Below are 17727 nucleotides of genomic sequence, written 5' to 3'. Positions count from 1 at the left end.
TCTAGTCCTCTACTTTCTCAAAACGAAGGGTTCCTTCTTCTTTATATACGCGATATCCAAACGGCTGACGTTCCACTGCGGCATAATCATGTCCGGCATCACATGGCCAGCAGGCACCGATTTTCATAGGCTTTTCACCGGTATTGATCAGACGGTGTGCAAGATGTCCGTCGATATGGTGAAGCGAGCCGGGATAGGTTTTTTCTGCCCAGGTTGTACCATCCTCATCCATCAGCATCAGCAATCCCTCTCCGGCAATGCAGAAATAAAATTCTACACATTCCCGATTTTCATGCCAGTGTCCGCGGGTCATATTGCATTCACCGTTTACCAGTACGGGATACAATACAGTCAGTCCCCAGTTCAGATTGCCTGCGCGTTTGTCGCTTCCCTGTGTATAGTGATAAACCTCATACATCAACGTATCATCCGCCAATGCAGCAGTATTACGATAGAAGCCCTTTGCATCCTTATATAGCTTGGCAGAGGTGTTCACTTCACTGCCCTTGATTACATCCTGAAAATCATGAATGACTTTTGGTTCCCTTATGTTCATTTATGAAATTCCTCCCATTCTTTTTCTTTCAGCTGCGGTCTTGATACAAACAGAAAGCGATCCGGGTCTTCAATAAACTGCGTATAGATCGGCTTGCCCGGCTCCAGATGAAATTGAGGATAATCGTGTGCAGCTATCACATGCAGCTTCGCTTTTTTATATGCAGGATTTATTTCCCAGGTAATATTACCAGCCTCTACGACCGGGAAATAAGCGATACCATGATGCGCACGCACATCTTCATAATCAAAGCCGAAATCCCGTACACACCATGCCCCGAAGGTTAACGGTTTTTCCACATTGGCGTTGATGGTCGCATGTACCCAGCCCGGTGGAACGATGACGACTTCCCCTGCCTTCGCATGTACTGCATAACAGTTTCCCGCATCGTCCTTTCCATATTCCTGCATATAGATAAAGGCTTCGCCATCCCATATCTCATACACCTCACAGGTTGATGACTGACACGATGGGGATATTGCGTGTATGTGTCCCTGAGAACGGACCGGTTCCTTTCCCAGAATCCCCTTTGCATAGGTTACGGCACCATACAGCAGGTTGCGTTCTGTAATCGCTGCAAGATCCTGTTTTCTTCCTACATCCATAACAATACTGTATAGAATTTCAGGGCCTGTACAGGATGGATCCTGCAGGGAGGAGCGGATTGCTTCCAGTGTTCTTTTCTCCGGCTTTGGACCAAACACATCCGGTCCATAGATGAATTCCATATCCTTCTCTCTGCTTTCAATATCAAAGCCAGGATAGAATTCCATATAACCACCTCCTAGTTGTTATATCATTATGTCATTTACACCTGTATTGTATCCTGTTTCCTTTCTTCTGTCAACCGCAAAAAAGAAAAAAAGCATGCAAAATCCACATCCCTTTGCATACAGCTCACAATTCATCTGAAAAGAAAAAAACCGCCACTCTGATGACAGTTACTTCTCTCTGCGAATCAATCGCATCTTAAACTTATTACGATCTCCGCGGTACTCCGCAATCGAATATTCCACTGGCTCATCCTGTTGTGTATAGGCAACCGTTTCCACATGCATCAAGACGCCGTCCTCCTCCATATTCAGAATCGTGCGCTCCCGCTGTCCCGCCTTTCTTGCCTCCACTGTGCGATCGACATAGGCAACTTCGGTCTGATATTTCTGTGAGAAGATATCATATAAGGAAGACTGTTCAAAATCCTCCAGTTCAATATCCAAAAAGTGCTCATATGGTACAAAGGTATTGACGAGCACCATCTCCTCCTCATCCGCATAACGAAGACGCTGCAGGTGAAATACCTTTCTGCTTTTTGGATAAATTTCCACACATTCCTCCGGCAGCTCAATCACCTCACTGACAATCACTCTGGTGGATGGGGTCAGATGAAGACTGCGCATTTCCTCGTCAAAGCTCCCCAGCTTCTGAAAGAAGTAGCCTTCAATTTTCGGGCGTGATACAAAGGTGCCCTTTGCTTTATGCCGTGTGATGTAGCCTTCATTGATCAATTCAGAAAAGGCCTGCCGTACAGTAGGACGCGAAATATCCAGCAGCTCACAGAATTCTGCTTCGGTCGGCAGCTTATCCCCGGCTTGAAAGATCCCCTGCTTCAGCAGCTCCACCAGCTGTGTCTTCAGCTGAAAATATAAGGGCACCGGTGATGCCTTACTGATTGTAAACTGTTTTGCGATTCGCTCATCCATAATGTTTGACTCCTTTTCACAATATCTTAATTATAACGGATAGCGTACCATTTGACAACATAAGTTCACAATGTTATAATGTAATTACATTAAAGGAGGGTATCATATGAACATCATCAATACGCTAACAGAAGCATCACTCGCCAAATATTTCGACCACACCTTTTTAAAGGCCTATGCGACAAGAGCAGACTTTGAAAAGCTTTGTAAGGAAGCAAGAGAGCTGGGGACTGCAATGGTCGCAATCAATTCTGCACAGGTGCGCGTTTGCAAGGAGCTGCTGGAGGGATGCGATGTGCATGTGGGCGCTGCAATTTCCTTCCCGCTGGGGCAGAGTGTTTTGGAAATCAAGGTGGAGGAAACAAAAAAGGCAATACAGGATGGTGCTGATGAAATTGATTATGTCATCAACATCGGAGAGGCAAAGATGGGACATTGGGACTATATCGAAGAGGAAATGCGACAGATTACAGAAATCTGTCGTGCGCATAAGGTAATCAGTAAGGTCATCTTTGAAAATTGTTATCTGGAAAAGGATGAAATCAGGAAGCTGGCGGAAATCGCAAAAAAGGTGAAGCCGGATTATATCAAAACAAGCACAGGCTTTGGAACCGGCGGAGCTACCCTGGAGGATGTCCGTCTGATGAAGGAGACCGTGGGTGATGATGTAAAGGTCAAGGCTGCCGGAGGTGTACGTGACTGGAAAACGTGCAAGGCTATGATTGAGGCAGGTGCTGAACGAATCGGTACCAGCAGCTCCATCGCTATTCTGGAAGGCTTCCGAAACGAAAGAGGGCAATAAAAATGAAGAAAATAGTTATCACTGGAGGGAACGGTTATATTGCCTCCCTGGTAAAAGAGGCTCTGCAAAGCTCTATGGAGATCATTTCACTTACTAGAAAAGAGCTGGATTTAGGGGATACCGATGCTGTGCGCAGCTGGTTTAAATCCCATGATTATGATTATGTTTTTCATACCGGAGCCATGGCTCAGACAGCGGACTGTGAGAAGTATCCGGAGTTAACACACCGTATCAATGTGGACTGTACAAAGGAAATCGCGACTGCCTGCAAAGAAAAAAATGCCCGCTTGATTTTTATCAGTACAGAGCAATGCTTTAATGGCAAAACAGAGGAAGGGCCGTTCACAGAGGACACTTCGTTATGCTCGGTTACGGCATACGGCAATCACAAGGTGGAATGTGAAGACTTTATAACCTCATCGCTGGAAGACTATATCATACTGCGCTTTTCCTGGATGCTTGGCATGAGCCGCCCGGGAATCAAGGCATCACCGAACATTATCCGTAATGTTATGAATGCCATGTTCTATCAGGCCCCTGCTAAATTTACGGTGAACGAGATTCGAGGAATGACGTATGCACAGAAGCTGGCAGATGTATTTGATAAAATTATCGAGCTGCCTTCCGGCATTTATCATGTATCTGATACCAACACGCATAACACCTATGAGTCCGCAAAAATCGTAGCACAGAAGCTGGGATTCACACAGGAACAAATCGATGCCTGCATTCTTCCAAATCATGAACGCTATGCAGACCGCTTCCGGGATTATCGTCTGGATACCCGGAAACTGAAAGCACATGGTATTGATTTTGGCACCTTTGAAGAAAATGTGGATGCCTGTCTAAAGGATTTCGGCTGGTTGAAATAACACGAAAAGAATATCCTGTCACCAATAACGGGATATTTTTTTATCAGCTTATACAAAAATATAATCCATGAAACCAGAATATACAATATCTCGAATTTCATTTTGCTTTTCTGATTTCCATACCAATTTGAGCAGTACCCTCCAGCATATCCTGACATCTGGATTTACACCGGTGCCATCCTCACATGTAGATGTTCAGCAGCAGTGAATACCTATATATTGAATCAAAAGCAGGTGAAAGCGTTCTTTATCTCTGCTCTGTATCCTATAGGGAGTGAAATCTTCTGCATCCACTCTGTTATGTGAGAAAGCATGAAAGCACATCCGTAGAAACATCTTTTCGACTGAACGGTAGTCCTTTGTTAGCTTCAGCGTAAAAATAACAATAGCGCAGCGTTTGTATGGCGTTATGCTCTGCACGATTCCCTCAGTAATTCAGCAGTTTTATGTTTACGTACAGCAAATCCAGCCCTGCCATACCTCTTCCGCATACTTTCCATTGTAGAAATGATATTGCTTTCATCCTGTGAGAATTTCTAATGACGATTATCACTACAATTTTCATCTGAAAATGATATAATAGACAGGTAGTATATGGAGGAATGATTATGAAAATAGCATATCTGATGCATTCAGACCGGAAATACGATGAGGTTGTAGAAACGATCAATCAGCTTACCAAACAAGGGGATCACGTTTTTATTATGATCAATGATGATGATTTGAGAGAACAGGTTCAATTTGTTTACATGGATTATTCCAGAGTACATATTTCCCACACACAGGAATTCGCTCAGGAAGGCGATATGTCAATGGCAAGGGGTACACTGATTCAGATGAAGGAAGCTGTTCAGATCGGATTTGATTATTATATAAATTTGAATGATGGTATGATGCCGATAAAAACAAGGGAGGAAATTACCGCATTTCTGGAAGAACAGAATGGTAAGGATTTCTATTATGTTGAAACGTCTGAGAAAGAGGAGCCTGCGCTTCGCAAACAGACTTTAAAGTATTATCCCTTCACGAATCTTCTGGCCTTTCCAAGAGGAAAAGCGACGCGTGCAATAACCAGAGGCTTCGGAAGCTTACTGTATGCTCTGCACATCCGTAGAACATTGCATGATGTCATTCAAATTGGCAGCCCATGGTTTATGCTGACACATACCAGTGCACAGATTCTTGCGGATAACTTTGACTATTGCTCCACGACATTCAAATTATCCTGGTATGCCGAGGAAATGTATATCCCTATGATGCTGGATAAGTTTGGCAACAAATGCGTTGAACATGTAAATAATGATTACCGTGTTGTAGGAAACGGAAAATGGGAACGCAGTCAAAATACACGCCCCACTACACAGGAGGCGATTGATCGATATCCGGAGGCACTGTTTGCGGGTGCTATTCTCGTTGATGAAGATTTCACTCTATATGAAAAATATTTCGATGCATACAATGCTAATTTAGAAACGGAAGAATAACTGAGTATTCGGTTATTCTTTTTTATTCGTAAATAAATATCACTTTCAATTAAGATGGTCCAGCTATGACGTTCCTTGGTTGCCTACTGTATAGCATATAGTCGCCTTTTCTAGGCTTTTGTATGTTTAAATGACAGAATATCAGAATGCTTTTGGATTACTGGATCGCTCATATCTCGTGCAAACGGATGCACTTATGCATGAAAAGGAACAACACCGCTTCTTTCCATAATTTATGAGAACCTACCATTCATATCAATAAACCTGCTCTGTTTAAGCTTTAACGATCTGTTTTGAAGTCATCGGCATCATATGCCCTCCCTTGCTGCCTATGTTACAAATGTGTATAAATGCATTCATACGCACGATCGAGCACAAAAAAACTTCCCATAGGAAGTTTTCGGATATCTAAATTAGATTGGGATATTTTTAAAACCCTTTCAATTCGTCAATCATTGCCAAAACATGCTTCTTCCCATTACGGAAGCTCATGAAGGACATAATGGTGAATCCACCAGATAGAATTGCACCAACCAGAGCAATCCACTTAATCACATTACGGACTGTATCACTGATATCCGGTAAAATAGGATCTTTCATACCGGTAAATCCCCAGACACAAAGGCCTGCAGTCACAAGGAAGATAATTCCTCCAACCTTGACCCAGCTTCCAAGCCGGCGTACCAGTATATTTTCAGACTGTATTTTCTGTTTCAATGCATCCTTCTCTGATTTCTTCATCGCTTATACCTCCTGTTATAAAGAAATCATCCCCACTTGGGAGGCAGGGATGATATTTCTATTTTTTTGTTGATTAGTAAGACAGATTTGGATCGAAGAATCCAACAAGAACACCGACGATAGCTACAACAACCATCAGCAGCATAATTTTGATTGGACTAATTGCTTTCTTAGCCATTAACCACCAGCAGCCCAGTACGAACAGCAGAGTCAATACGCCAGGGAATGCGCCATCCAGTTTTTCCTGCAGTAATACAGGTACTTCCTGAGTTCCTGTAATCTTTTCGATTACTTTGGAACCTTCGATAACAAGTTCTTTCTTATCCTGAATAGAAGTTGTCAGCTGTACAGAAGTAGTAATAGATACCCAAGTACCAGCCATAGCACCAACGATTACCTGACCCATAACGATTACGGATTCACGTAATGCAGTTGCCTGCTCACCAACGATAACTTCTACAGCAGAACCACCAAGTTCATAACCTTTGTTATAGATCCATTTCTGGAAGAAAATACTTGTCACGTTCCATACAACAATATAGAACAGAGGACCAATAATAGATCCGCCTTCAGCAAGACCTAATGCGATACCTAATAATACTGGAATATACGTACCAACGATCAGAGAGTCACCGATACCAGCCAGAGGACCCATCAGACCTGCACGAATACCATTGATCATTTCATCATCGATTTCCTCAGCACCGTTTGCACGAGCTTCTTCAAGACCAGCGGTAATACCAACTACGATAGAACCAATCTGAGGCTCAGTGTTGAAGAATGGATAATATGTCTGCAGCTTTTCAGCCTGCTCATCTTTTGTTTCATATAATTCCTGGATAATTGGTAACATGGACCACATGTAACCGAATGTCTGCATGTGCTCGTGAGAGAAGCAAGTCAGGTTACCATAGAACCAACGCCAGAAAGAACTATTTAATGACTTTTTCGATACCTTTTTCATAATTAAATGTCCTCCTCATCATCGTCAATTCCTGCAGGACCTGCTGCAGCTCTGTTTCTAATCATCGTCATCTGGTAGTTAATCAATGCAAATACAGCACCAACTGCAGTTGCAGCAATCAGAGTCAGGTGCATAGAACCTGCCAGTGTGAAACCAAATAAGAAGAAGATCAGGTCAGTTGCCTTGTTTACAACGGATTTCAGCAGGATTGCGATTCCGACTGCAGGCAGCAAGCTACCTAATGTAAACAGGGATTTCATATACCAGGAATCCATAGGCAGTGCTTCCTTGAACTGGTCAACAGCATCTGCACCATAGTAAACAATCAGCATAACAGGGATGAAGGAAATCAGTAAGTGAGAGATAAGAGGGAAAATAACTTCAACCTTACCGATAATACTGAAATCTTTCTTGTCCAGACGAGCCCATCCAATGTGCTGCCAAACAAGGTTCATCATCGCAGTTCCGTAGAACTGTACAGTACCTACAGTACCAACCATGGCACCTAAAGCACCTGCAAGACCACTTGCTTCAGAACCACCAAGGTCAAGACCCTGAGATTTCGCAAGAGCCCAAGCCAGAGGGATACCAATGTAAGAAACGGCACGTAAATCCGCTGCTACGGTACCACCTGGAGTTACCAGCGCGATATAAATAATCTGCATAGGGATTGCAATCTGAATACATCCCTTAACGTCACCAAGGATCAACCCTACAAATACGGATGCGATCAATGGTCTGTTCAATGTGTAGTTACCAACTGTAGTACCTAAACATGCAATTGTGGAGGCCGCACAACAACTCATAAGACCGAGTAAAGCAGCCTGTACCCAAGAAATCATAAATTCATCTCCTTTTCCTTTTTGAATTTATCTAATCTAATTCGAACACAAATCTCCCAATTTATTAGTATCCGAATTTAGATCTGAATTTTGGCCAGGAACCGATAGCAGTTTCTTCCAGCAGTGCAAAGAATACATCGAAACCAGCGTTTGTCATTGCTTCGCATGCTTCTGCTTCTTCCTGTGTGATGGACTGGTTCTGCCCCAGCTTGGTAGCACCTGGACGGTCGTTGCAAGGACCGATAACAACACGTTTTACATCACTTGGTACAAACTTGTTGTCAACCAGCAGCTCTTTCATGTCAACCGGATTCTTCGTAATCAGGAAGTATCGCTTGTTGCTGTCAAGCACTGTCTGTGCTTTTTCAAGGAAGTGTTCCTTTGTCCATACAAATACTTTTTTGTCTGTGGATGCTACGAATGACTGTTTCAGAACAGGTGTAGTAGCAGCCTTGTCGTTTACTGCAATGATACCGTCGCAAGGATATTCCTTGGACCAGCGTGTGATGATCTGACCGTGAATGATACGATCGTCAACTCGTACAAAACTAATCATGATTTATGTCCTCCTTAGATTAAATTCCGATGTTTAAATATCGTCTTCCGCGTCATCGCTCTCTACCTTGAATTCAGTAAGACCGGCATGACCCTCGCTCAGCAGCGTTTCTTTCAACAGCTCTGCATCGTCAAAATTATCTTTCATCAATACGGCGGTGATTGCCAGCGGCATATTCATACCTGCAATCACTAATGTGTTCGGCATCAGGCCTTTTTCATCAAGAACAGCCAGTGCGTTGGTGAATGGAGATCCACTTAGAATGTCTGCCAGCAGAATAACACTGTCGTCTGCATTCAGCGGCTCTACCAGAGTTCTGAAGTTTGCTGCAAATTCATCAGCACTCATATCAGCCTTCAGACTTGTACTCAGGACATCGTCACGTTCGCCTGTCATCATTTTGACAGCGGAATGCAGTCCCGGTGCAAATTCACCATGACTTACCATAATCACGTATTTCATTTGTCGTCCTCCTTTTTTTCACGGACACAGAACAAAACTACGGTGCGAAAGGCCAAAAAAATATTTTGGCTTCCCTACCAAATCCTTTTTCTTACCCGCCTTATGCATGAACCTATACTTAATAGTACAGATGATATTCCTGTAAAATCATCTGTTTTTTTATGCGTTTGCATAGAAAACAGGGATTTTTCAGTATGTCTCATAAGGTATACGTTTTGAAACACCAGACCATACCAGCTCTGTCTGTGTTATGGCAGCTTTCACATTTCGAAGTGACCAGCTTTCGTTGAAATGTAATCGCTTACCTCCGCTATTTACATTGTAATCTTACACCACGTTCCTCGTAATTTCAACTGTTTTGATAAATTTTTCTCACATAATTACAAATGTAATCACACATTTTAACCAAAATGTTCTATCTGAAATAGAAAAAAACGCATATTTACAGCTATTTTTAGCCACATACACGTTTTTATGTGAATATTGTGTGAAAAATTTATCTTACAAAACTTACCAGAATACGCGCCTTTCCACAGATTTCGATATCCGGGCAGCCAGCCGGTACGAAAATATTCTCTGTAAACGCAAATGGAAGCTCTTCGCCCTGATAGCGAAGGACACAGTCTGCGGAAACATTGCTGAGACAGTAAAAGCGCTTCTCATCCTGCGGCAGCACATAGCTTCCCGCAACATCAACCAGACGCACGCTGAATTCCCGCCGGTCAACCAGCATTTTCTCCTGCGTGGTATCCGCATCCGTAAAAGGCGATGCCACCTTTTCACAGCGAAGTCCGAAATCTGCGACAGCAAAGCTTTTATCAATATGCAGCTCACGCTCTCTGCCATTCGCATCCTTACGATGGTAATCATAAAAACGATAGGTCGTATTGGAATTCTGTCCAACCTCGAGTGCGAGAATGCCTTTTCCCAGTGCATGCAGCATACCGGCATCAATGCATACGAAATCACCGGCCTCCACCTCGACCTTGCGCACATAATCCTCAACCTGATCATTTGCAACAGCAGCTTTGATTACCGCTGCATCCGATGCAGTCGTTCCGGCTACCAGCGTAGCTCCCTGATCTGCTTCCAGAATATACCAGGACTCCGTTTTTCCTTCATCGTTTTCATGCGCTCTTGCATATTCATCATACGGATGCACCTGAATGGACAAATCCTCTCTGGCGTCCAGATATGCAAGGCGCAGCATCTGATGCAGCTGTTTTTCTCCCAGTATGGATTGCGGATCCGCCTGAATCAGCTCATCCAGCGTTTTCCCTGCATATTTCCCATTCAGTATCACGTTTTTTGCATGTGGATGGGCACTGATCTCCCAGCAGGTACCCAGCCCTTTTTCTTCCATACCGCGCATGGTTGTCAGACGATCGTTTGCCCATATGGTTTTATCATATACAGGCTTTAGCTTCATAGGATACATACTATCTACCTCTTTCCTTTTTCAAACTGATTATACAATGGAAGCTTCCGAAAAGCAACTAATTGTAATTACATTATAACATATTTTTATCAATTTGTTTGAAATCGTTTGCAAGTCTATTGTTATATTGTTATAATAATTGCAGAGGGGTGAGCTTATGTACGCATCTGTAATTACAGACCAGATTGATGAGGATCTGGAAACCGCCTTACGCATAGCCAGACTTTATGGTTATACGCACGTAGAGCTGCATAATGTGTTTGGAAAAAGTATTGAAGAGTGCAGCCTGAAGGAAATCAACACCATTCGCACCTTGCTGAATACCTATGATCTGAAGGTTTCCTGTATTGCAAGTACCGTATTTTTTCTGTGTCCGCTGATGGAGAACGATAAAGTAAGTCTGTTTAATCCGGCATTTCATGCGATTGAAGGGGATGTCAGTACACATCTTCGCTATTTGAAAAGCGCATGCCGCATCGCTAAAAAGCTGAACTGTCCAAGGGTACGCATCTTTCCATTCCGCTTCCCGGATAACCGGCCGCCTGCCTATGGCACACAGGAGCATATTGCACTGATTATGAAATATGTCCGCCAGGCTGTGCAGATTGCAGAGGAGGAGCATGTGACGCTGGTGCTGGAAAACTGTCCGTATTCCCATCTTCCAAAGGGACATATGAGCATTCAGATCGTAAAGGCCATAAAAAGTGACTATCTTAAACTGCTATGGGATCCGGCAAACAGCTATCGCGCCTATAAGGAAAATGTCCCCGCAGAGTATCTGACCTTTTCACTGGAGGAAGAACTGCACTATATCTATCCTTGGATCGATCACATTCATATTAAGGATTATGCATACCATGCGGAGCTGGAAAAGCCGTTTCAGCACGTTGCCTTCGATATGGGCGATATCGACTTCATGATGATCTTTTCCAATCTGCGAAAATTCGGATATGAGAATGCCGTATCGCTGGAAGCAGAGACCGATTATAATGAAACACTCGAGAGTATGAAACGCATGCAGGATTGGGTTACATTATCCGATCATACCTGATGCACAAACTAAAAAAAACCCGTTTTCGTTAGCAGAGCAATAAGCTGCCTTGAAGAACCGGTTTTTTTTATGAGAAATAGTTACGTATACAAATCACAGATAAAACCCGCCTTTTCCATAAGCGGGTTTCTTTCTATCATCAATTCATCAGCATCTGAATGCCTAAGAAAATAAGCAGGATTATGATGGGAAGTCCCAGCAGAATGACATAGGCAAAATTCACCTTATGCACGACCTTGTTCCAATTTTTCTCTACGAAATAATACCGGTCATCATCGGTTTTCATAATGACATCGGTTTCCATCAGATTGGCAATGGTGTACGCAATCACAGAGGTGGACAGTCGCAGATTTTTGAATGCATTGTATCCAACGGCCGTATCCGGTGTGAATGCATAGTGCTTCTTCAGAACATCCATAACCATTCTTGCCGATGTCTGCCCTGTTGTCGTTTTTTTCTTAGCCATAAAAACACTCCTTTAAGTTATTTACTATGTTGTTTGTTGTTTGTACTCTATTCTATAACAAAAGTCACAGCTTCTGCAACACTTTTTACAACATGTGCAGCTTCTCTGCGCACTTCCTGCGCTGCACCAGCCATACAGAAACTTTTTTCCACCTCATGAAACAGTGGAATATCGTTGGCACCATCTCCGATGAATGCGACTTCCTCCTGTGACAGCTTTACATATTCCAATGCCTGTAAAAAGGATTTTCCCTTATCGATTCCCTTGCGGGTGATTTCGATATAATCAAAGGATGTCGGTAGGATTTCATAGGTATCCTGAAATTGCGCACACAATATCGGCAGCCAGATATCCCGGCGTTCCTGTGTATATGTGTGAATACTGATTTTCACCACCGGCTCCTGCTTCTCCTTCAAATATCGCAGCAGATCCTGCTCTGCAATATCCCCAAGATAGGAAAGCTGTTCTCTTACCTCGTCCCAGTGCTTCGGTGCATACTGCTCCTTCATGAAAAAGAAGGTGCTTTTCTCATTGCACACAAAGGGGTTTATCTCATCCACATGATCCTTTAAAAACTCCATAATGCGTATGACATCCCTGGCCTCGATCTGCTCCTCCATGACCTTCTCATCACGAATCCAGATAGAGCCCCCGTTATTTCCGATAATCATATCCGCAGCAAGCCTATAACGCCTGATCAGCTTCTGACAGAAGCCGTAGTCCCGTCCTGTTACAATTCCAAAAGCAATGCCGTGCTCTGTCAGCGTATGAATCGCCTGTACATCCTGCTTTTGTATATTGCCGTGCACATCCATCAGCGTTCCATCCAGATCACTCAGAAACAGCTTCATCATCACACACTCCGTCAATCAATCCGTAATGTAAAAGCGCCTGTGCAATTCCGTTTTTGCTGCACAGTCCGCTCACATAATCTGCGGCCTCCTTCACAGCCTCTCTTGCATCCCCCATCGCAACCCCGATTCCACATGACTTGAGCATTTCCAAATCGTTGTAATCATCTCCGAAGCTGATGACATCCTGCATGCTCCAGCCCATCGCCTTACATATATGCGACACGCCCGTTGCTTTGTTATGCGTTCCGTTGATATCGTAAAAGCAGGTATCAAACGGTGTAAACATAAACTGCGGGAAGTGCTCCTTCATCGTGGCCAGATCAGCATCCTCTATTTTGGCGACAGCTGCCAACGGCATGGTATCCTGCAGATAGCCCTCGGATTCTCGCTCATCCACCAGAATATCCAGTCTTCCCAGAAAATTCTGCAGCATATTGGCAATCCGTTTATAGCCGTGATAGCAGTGTGCCGCATCCTGACACTGAAACATCAATGCATTATCCGTCTTTTTAAAGGCATGGATCAGGCTTCGTGTTTCCTCCATGGAAAAGCTGTAATGATAGAGCACCTCATGCTGTGCATTGCGCACAAATGCGCCGTTGCTGCAGACGAAGTAATCAAAGCTCACCTGCTCCAGCAGACTCTGTTCCATAGCAAAAGGAGGTCTGCCACTGGCGATTGCCAACTTCACTCCCTTCCTTGAAAGCTCATTCAGAGCATGGACACACGATGCAGGAACCCTGCGGTTCCCTTTCGTTACCAGAGTACCGTCAACATCAAATACCGCTAGTTTAATCATAGCTTCCTCCTCCAGATTTCTTTATTTATTTTTATTCTTCTTTCGTTTCTTCCATTCCAGAAAGCATTCATGCAGATAGACACCCATCTTTTTGGATACCACAACATGCTGGCGCTCCGTTGTCAGAATATCAATATTTTTGATAATGGATTTCATGGGATCCATTGACAGAATGGAGCGAAAGCGATAATGCGCTTTTTCATATACAAAGCCGTCATCATCCACGATTGCCCGCCGCTTCACGATGGAATCCAGTGCCATTCCCGCACAGATAATCGCCATCAATGCGAGCGCAAAGCAAACATACAGCTCATCCTTCGTATTCTTTTCCATCACAAAGATACCAATGATGCCAATCACAGAAAAGCCCAGGAAAAAAATCATATACGGCAGATACTGATTCACCATGGTATAGCCGTCCTTATGCTTCTTCAGATATTCCTTTCTCACCCTCTGATTGGCAAGAAACAGGCGCACATTCTGTACGGTCAGATAAATTCCATAGCACAGAACTGCGGCACAGATAATATAATCCATTGTATCAAATTTACTCATATGAACTCTCCTCACATTTCTAATTCGTATTATACACTATTTTTTCACAGAAATTAAGGAGCAGGTGATAACCGGTTACATTTGTTAATCCAGACGTTTGTATAAAATACCAAGTCCCAGCGGTACAAATCCACTCAGACCGATCAGCGCCAGTGTCAAATCGGCACCCAGGGAGGATACCATCGCTCCGGCAATCACCGGGGTGATCAGCAGGGAAAGTCCCACATAAAAGGCGGAAGCGATCGTCTGCCCGCTGCTTCGCAGATGAATCGGTGTTGTATCATCCACCAGTGTTTTGCTGGTAATCATGATCAGCGGATAGGTGATACACTGCATCAGCGTCACCACGATCATCATTTCCGGACTCTGTACAACGGCATAGCCCAGAAAGCGGATGATATACATAAAGGTACCAAACATCATCAGCTTATAATCACCGAATTTCTTTAACAGCCAGGTTCCCGCAAAAAACAGCGGCAGCTCGGTAAAGGCCTGAATGCTCCATCTGGCACCGACCATGCCCTCCTTTGCGCCCAGCGCCATCATTTTATCCACCGTCGTGTAGATATCCGCAGTCGCAATCACATTGATAAACAGAAAAATCAGAACCACGACAACATATTTCTTATCCAGCAGCAGCTCCTTTAAATCCGTTGCATGAATCCCACCGCTTTTTTCCACCTTGACCGCATCCTGCATGAACATTGTCAGTACGATGTTTAAAACAGCAAGACCCGCAAACACATACCCCAGAGCTGGATAGCCGTAATGCTCGACAACCAGAGCACCGATTGGACTGCCAATCATCCAGCCAATCGCCCCGAACGCACGTATCGGGCCAAAATTATTGCGGCAGGTTTCACTTGTCTCCAATGTCCAGGTATCCTGTACAGCCAGCGTGGTACGAAACATACCGCCTACCAGAGATATAAAAATCAGATGCAGAAAGAAATTCCGCTGTGTCACCTGATACATCACCAGCGTGGATAGCACAAAGACAATCAGACAGAGGTTAAAGAATTTCTTATCCGTTTTATACTTATCGCATAAATAACCGATAAAAAACTGCGTGATAATGGCCACAACAGCCGTCCCGGACAAAATGATACCGCGCTCTACAACATCATAGCCGACATATTCCAGAAAGGTCTGCATATAGCCGTAAGGCAATACAAAAGCGATATAAGACAGAAAGTAGAACAGGCACAGCATGGCCACGTTTTTCTTTTGACTTCGCATAGTTATTCTCCCTTTTATAGAAAAGGACCGGCGAATCTGCATCCGCCAGCCCGCATTGATGGCGTTTTCCCATCAGATATTTTCTTATCCTGTACCCGCGTCTTGCGACGGACGACAGCCGAAGCGCTTTGGAATGGTCAGTTCCCTGTACAGGCTTTCACGATTATCCGTTTGTTGAATTATTCCATATTGGCATGTCTTCCAAACATCGTATCGGAATCCTTGCCTCTTCGCTCCATCAGCATCATAACAGCAATATCCATGAAGATTCCCTCACTTTGTTCAAACAGAGATCCCATTGGCTGAATGGATTTGATATCCCCCTGCTTCGCACTTTTCGGTGAAGGTGCGCTGATTTCGATGACGACATCCGCCATACCGGCAATGCTGGAGTTAGGATTGATGGTGATGAGTGCTACCCGTGCTCCCATTTCCTTTGCTTTCGCAGCATGGTTGACAAGTGATTTTGTCTCTCCGCTGCCACTGCATACCACCAGTACGCCACCTTCCTTGATATTCGGTGTACACGTTTCCCCAACGACATAGGAAGCCACTCCCATATGCATCAGGCGCATGGCAAAGCCCTTTACCTGAAAGCCGCTCCTTCCTGCTCCGGCACAGAATACCTCATCTGCCTCATCGATCAGCTCTACGAATTTTTCTGCCTGTTCCTCATCAATGGAGGTCAGCGTGTGTGTAAGCTCCTGCACAACGATTGCTGCATATTCTTTATTGTTCATCAACCTTGTCCTCCTATTTCAGATGCTGCTTCATCTCTTTTGCGGCAGCTGCACGGTCTTCTGCATTGCAGATGGCACCGCCGACAACGACAACCGCAGCACCCTCGGATGCAATCGCATCAATGGTCGCAAGCTTCACACCGCCGGCAACCGCAGATTTCGCATGGGTAATCACACGGTTGACGATCATCAGCTCATCCAGCGGATTCTTTCCGGTCTGCTGTACATCAAATGCCGTATGTACACAGATATAATCCACACCCATGGCATCAATTTCCTTTGCTCTTGTTTCCAAATCCTTTACCGCGATCATATCGATCATAATTTTTCCATTGTATTTCTTTGCGGCTTTCACAGCACCCAGAATGGTTTCATCGTTGCTCGCTCCCAAAACAGTAACGATATCTGCACCGGCTTTAAATGCTGTTTCCGCTTCCAGTTCTCCTGCATCCATGATTTTCGCATCTGCCAGAATTTCAATTTCCGGGAAATGTTGCTTAAACTCTCTCACCGGGCGCATGCCCTCCTCAATGATAAACGGTGTTCCCACCTCTGCAATATCAACGCTGCCTCTTGTTTCTTGCAGCAGGGTCATACATTCCTCAAGTGTTAATGTATCCAATGCCAGCTGTAATTTCATAATCCTAGTTCTCCTTTACCATAAGCAGTTGTCCGACCTCGTTCACGCAATCCTGCTGACCTTCCTGCAGCTCGTTGGTAATCATGACATCATAGTCTGAAAACTTGGCGAACTGATAGGTTGCCGTCTTTGTGAATTTACTGGAGTCACAAAGCAGGATATTCTTTCTGGAATGTGCCAGTATATGGCGGTTAACCTCCGCATGCTCCATGGAAAAGGTCATCGGACCATCCATATCCATAAAGCCGTCACATCCCATAAACGCAATGTCAATACGAACCGTATCAATGACATTGGTGGCGTAATACCCGACAAGCGCACGTCCTTTTTTCTGAAGCTTACCTCCGGTCATAATCAAATCCAGCCCGCTGTCGCAGATGATATCCGCAATCGGCAGAGAATTGGTCAGCACCGTGATATTCTTCTTCAGACGCAGCAGCTTTGCCAGCTGCAGGCAGGTGCTGCCAGGATCCATATAGACAATGGCGTCATCCTCAATAAATTCCAGCGCCTTACGGGCTATCAGCTGTTTTTCCAGCGTATGCTCCTGCAGCTTTACATCAAAGGGCAGCTGATAATAGGCATTGCGAACGACTGCACTCCCATGCTTCTTTGTCAGCACGCCGCGTTCCTCCAGCACCTTGAGATCCTTACGTATCGTTTCCGTTGTCACATCCAGCTGCCGGGCGAGCTCTCCGACCCGTACTCTGCCTTCTCCCAAAACTCGCTGATACAGCGCGTTTCGTCTGGCTTCACTTGCTTTCGACATGTCGCTTCACCACCTTTGCACATGGTTAGTGTACGTTTTTCTTTGCCTATCGTCAATCTGATTTCGCAGTTTTCCAAAAAAAGAAGCATAAAAAATTGGTTTTAAGACGAAATACTGCGAAAAATCGCAAAGTTTTGGTTTTTGGTATTTGAAACATATTCTTTTTTGTTGACTGTGCTATAATACTCTTGGTTTAA

At 44.3% G+C, this 17727-nt stretch carries 21 protein-coding genes; 4 read left to right on the top strand and 17 right to left on the bottom strand.

What is annotated here, in order from left to right:
- Position 1: 1 nt before the first annotated feature.
- The 3 genes from NE665_RS01815 to NE665_RS01805 form a co-directional block, all read right to left on the bottom strand.
- Entirely contained in the window at positions 2-556 is a 555-nt protein-coding gene (locus NE665_RS01815; protein ID WP_117443216.1) for a glucose-6-phosphate isomerase family protein, read from the bottom strand.
- Complete coding sequence (locus NE665_RS01810; protein WP_117443217.1) at positions 553-1329, bottom strand: glucose-6-phosphate isomerase family protein; 777 nt, start codon at positions 1327-1329, stop codon at positions 553-555. The genes NE665_RS01815 and NE665_RS01810 overlap by 4 nt, the downstream gene beginning before the upstream one ends.
- 168 nt (positions 1330-1497) lie before the next feature.
- Positions 1498-2256, bottom strand: coding sequence for a GntR family transcriptional regulator (locus NE665_RS01805; RefSeq protein ID WP_117443218.1), 759 nt, complete (start codon positions 2254-2256; stop codon positions 1498-1500).
- A 106-nt stretch (positions 2257-2362) separates the two neighbouring features.
- On the opposite strand from NE665_RS01805, the gene deoC reads away from it, so the two are divergent.
- The 3 genes from deoC (at position 2363) to NE665_RS01790 (ending at position 5414) form a co-directional block, all read left to right on the top strand.
- The gene (gene deoC, locus NE665_RS01800; protein WP_117443219.1) at positions 2363-3058 is read left to right on the top strand and encodes a deoxyribose-phosphate aldolase; all 696 of its coding nucleotides are present in this window, start codon (positions 2363-2365) and stop codon (positions 3056-3058) included.
- A gap of 2 nt (positions 3059-3060) precedes the next feature.
- The gene (locus NE665_RS01795) at positions 3061-3930 is read left to right on the top strand and encodes a sugar nucleotide-binding protein (RefSeq protein WP_117443220.1); all 870 of its coding nucleotides are present in this window, start codon (positions 3061-3063) and stop codon (positions 3928-3930) included.
- Between the two features lie 608 nt (positions 3931-4538).
- Entirely contained in the window at positions 4539-5414 is an 876-nt protein-coding gene (locus tag NE665_RS01790; RefSeq protein WP_117443221.1) for a beta-1,6-N-acetylglucosaminyltransferase, read from the top strand.
- A 429-nt stretch (positions 5415-5843) separates the two neighbouring features.
- Here the strand turns inward: NE665_RS01790 and NE665_RS01785 are convergent, their stop codons facing one another.
- The 6 genes from NE665_RS01785 to NE665_RS01760 all read right to left on the bottom strand — a co-directional run bounded on the left by NE665_RS01785 (position 5844) and on the right by NE665_RS01760 (position 10417).
- Entirely contained in the window at positions 5844-6155 is a 312-nt protein-coding gene (locus NE665_RS01785; protein ID WP_117443222.1) for a hypothetical protein, read from the bottom strand.
- A 73-nt stretch (positions 6156-6228) separates the two neighbouring features.
- Positions 6229-7119: a PTS system mannose/fructose/sorbose family transporter subunit IID gene (locus NE665_RS01780; protein WP_117443223.1), complete on the bottom strand. Its 891-nt coding sequence runs from the start codon at positions 7117-7119 to the stop codon at positions 6229-6231.
- 2 nt (positions 7120-7121) lie between these two features.
- Positions 7122-7961: a PTS sugar transporter subunit IIC gene (locus NE665_RS01775; RefSeq protein ID WP_117443224.1), complete on the bottom strand. Its 840-nt coding sequence runs from the start codon at positions 7959-7961 to the stop codon at positions 7122-7124.
- Between the two features lie 64 nt (positions 7962-8025).
- Positions 8026-8517 (bottom strand): PTS sugar transporter subunit IIB, encoded by a 492-nt coding sequence (locus NE665_RS01770; RefSeq protein ID WP_055200532.1) that lies wholly within the window; start codon positions 8515-8517, stop codon positions 8026-8028.
- A 33-nt stretch (positions 8518-8550) separates the two neighbouring features.
- Complete coding sequence (locus tag NE665_RS01765; protein WP_002611084.1) at positions 8551-8979, bottom strand: PTS fructose transporter subunit IIA; 429 nt, start codon at positions 8977-8979, stop codon at positions 8551-8553.
- Positions 8980-9475: 496 nt separating this feature from the next.
- Positions 9476-10417 (bottom strand): type I phosphomannose isomerase catalytic subunit, encoded by a 942-nt coding sequence (locus NE665_RS01760; RefSeq protein ID WP_117443225.1) that lies wholly within the window; start codon positions 10415-10417, stop codon positions 9476-9478.
- Positions 10418-10574: 157 nt separating this feature from the next.
- Here NE665_RS01760 and NE665_RS01755 point away from each other — a divergent pair, with 157 nt between their 5' ends.
- A complete protein-coding gene (locus tag NE665_RS01755) occupies positions 10575-11468 on the top strand; it encodes a sugar phosphate isomerase/epimerase family protein (RefSeq protein ID WP_117443226.1) in 894 nt (297 codons plus the stop codon).
- A 139-nt stretch (positions 11469-11607) separates the two neighbouring features.
- Here the strand turns inward: NE665_RS01755 and NE665_RS01750 are convergent, their stop codons facing one another.
- From NE665_RS01750 to NE665_RS01715, 8 genes are all read right to left on the bottom strand, one after another.
- Positions 11608-11934, bottom strand: a complete 327-nt coding sequence (locus NE665_RS01750; protein ID WP_117443227.1) for a hypothetical protein — start codon at positions 11932-11934, stop codon at positions 11608-11610.
- A 47-nt stretch (positions 11935-11981) separates the two neighbouring features.
- The gene (locus NE665_RS01745) at positions 11982-12788 is read right to left on the bottom strand and encodes an HAD-IIB family hydrolase (protein ID WP_233104525.1); all 807 of its coding nucleotides are present in this window, start codon (positions 12786-12788) and stop codon (positions 11982-11984) included.
- Positions 12766-13587, bottom strand: coding sequence for an HAD family hydrolase (locus tag NE665_RS01740; protein WP_117443229.1), 822 nt, complete (start codon positions 13585-13587; stop codon positions 12766-12768). The genes NE665_RS01745 and NE665_RS01740 overlap by 23 nt, the downstream gene beginning before the upstream one ends.
- 21 nt (positions 13588-13608) lie before the next feature.
- On the bottom strand, positions 13609-14142 hold the full coding sequence (locus NE665_RS01735; RefSeq protein ID WP_117443230.1) for a hypothetical protein: 534 nt from the start codon (positions 14140-14142) through the stop codon (positions 13609-13611).
- A gap of 84 nt (positions 14143-14226) precedes the next feature.
- Positions 14227-15381 (bottom strand): MFS transporter, encoded by a 1155-nt coding sequence (locus NE665_RS01730; RefSeq protein WP_009270523.1) that lies wholly within the window; start codon positions 15379-15381, stop codon positions 14227-14229.
- A gap of 179 nt (positions 15382-15560) precedes the next feature.
- On the bottom strand, positions 15561-16121 hold the full coding sequence (gene hxlB, locus NE665_RS01725) for a 6-phospho-3-hexuloisomerase (RefSeq protein ID WP_117443231.1): 561 nt from the start codon (positions 16119-16121) through the stop codon (positions 15561-15563).
- Positions 16122-16134: 13 nt separating this feature from the next.
- A complete protein-coding gene (hxlA, locus tag NE665_RS01720) occupies positions 16135-16761 on the bottom strand; it encodes a 3-hexulose-6-phosphate synthase (RefSeq protein WP_009270525.1) in 627 nt (208 codons plus the stop codon).
- Between the two features lie 4 nt (positions 16762-16765).
- Positions 16766-17530, bottom strand: a complete 765-nt coding sequence (locus NE665_RS01715; RefSeq protein ID WP_117443232.1) for a DeoR/GlpR family DNA-binding transcription regulator — start codon at positions 17528-17530, stop codon at positions 16766-16768.
- Positions 17531-17727 lie beyond the last annotated feature (197 nt).

Origin of the sequence: Clostridium sp. DFI.1.208 (genome assembly GCF_024463855.1) — a bacterium.
In the GTDB taxonomy this organism is placed as follows: domain Bacteria; phylum Bacillota_I; class Bacilli_A; order Erysipelotrichales; family Erysipelotrichaceae; genus Clostridium_AQ.
This window is presented reverse-complemented; position numbering and strand designations above follow the sequence as displayed.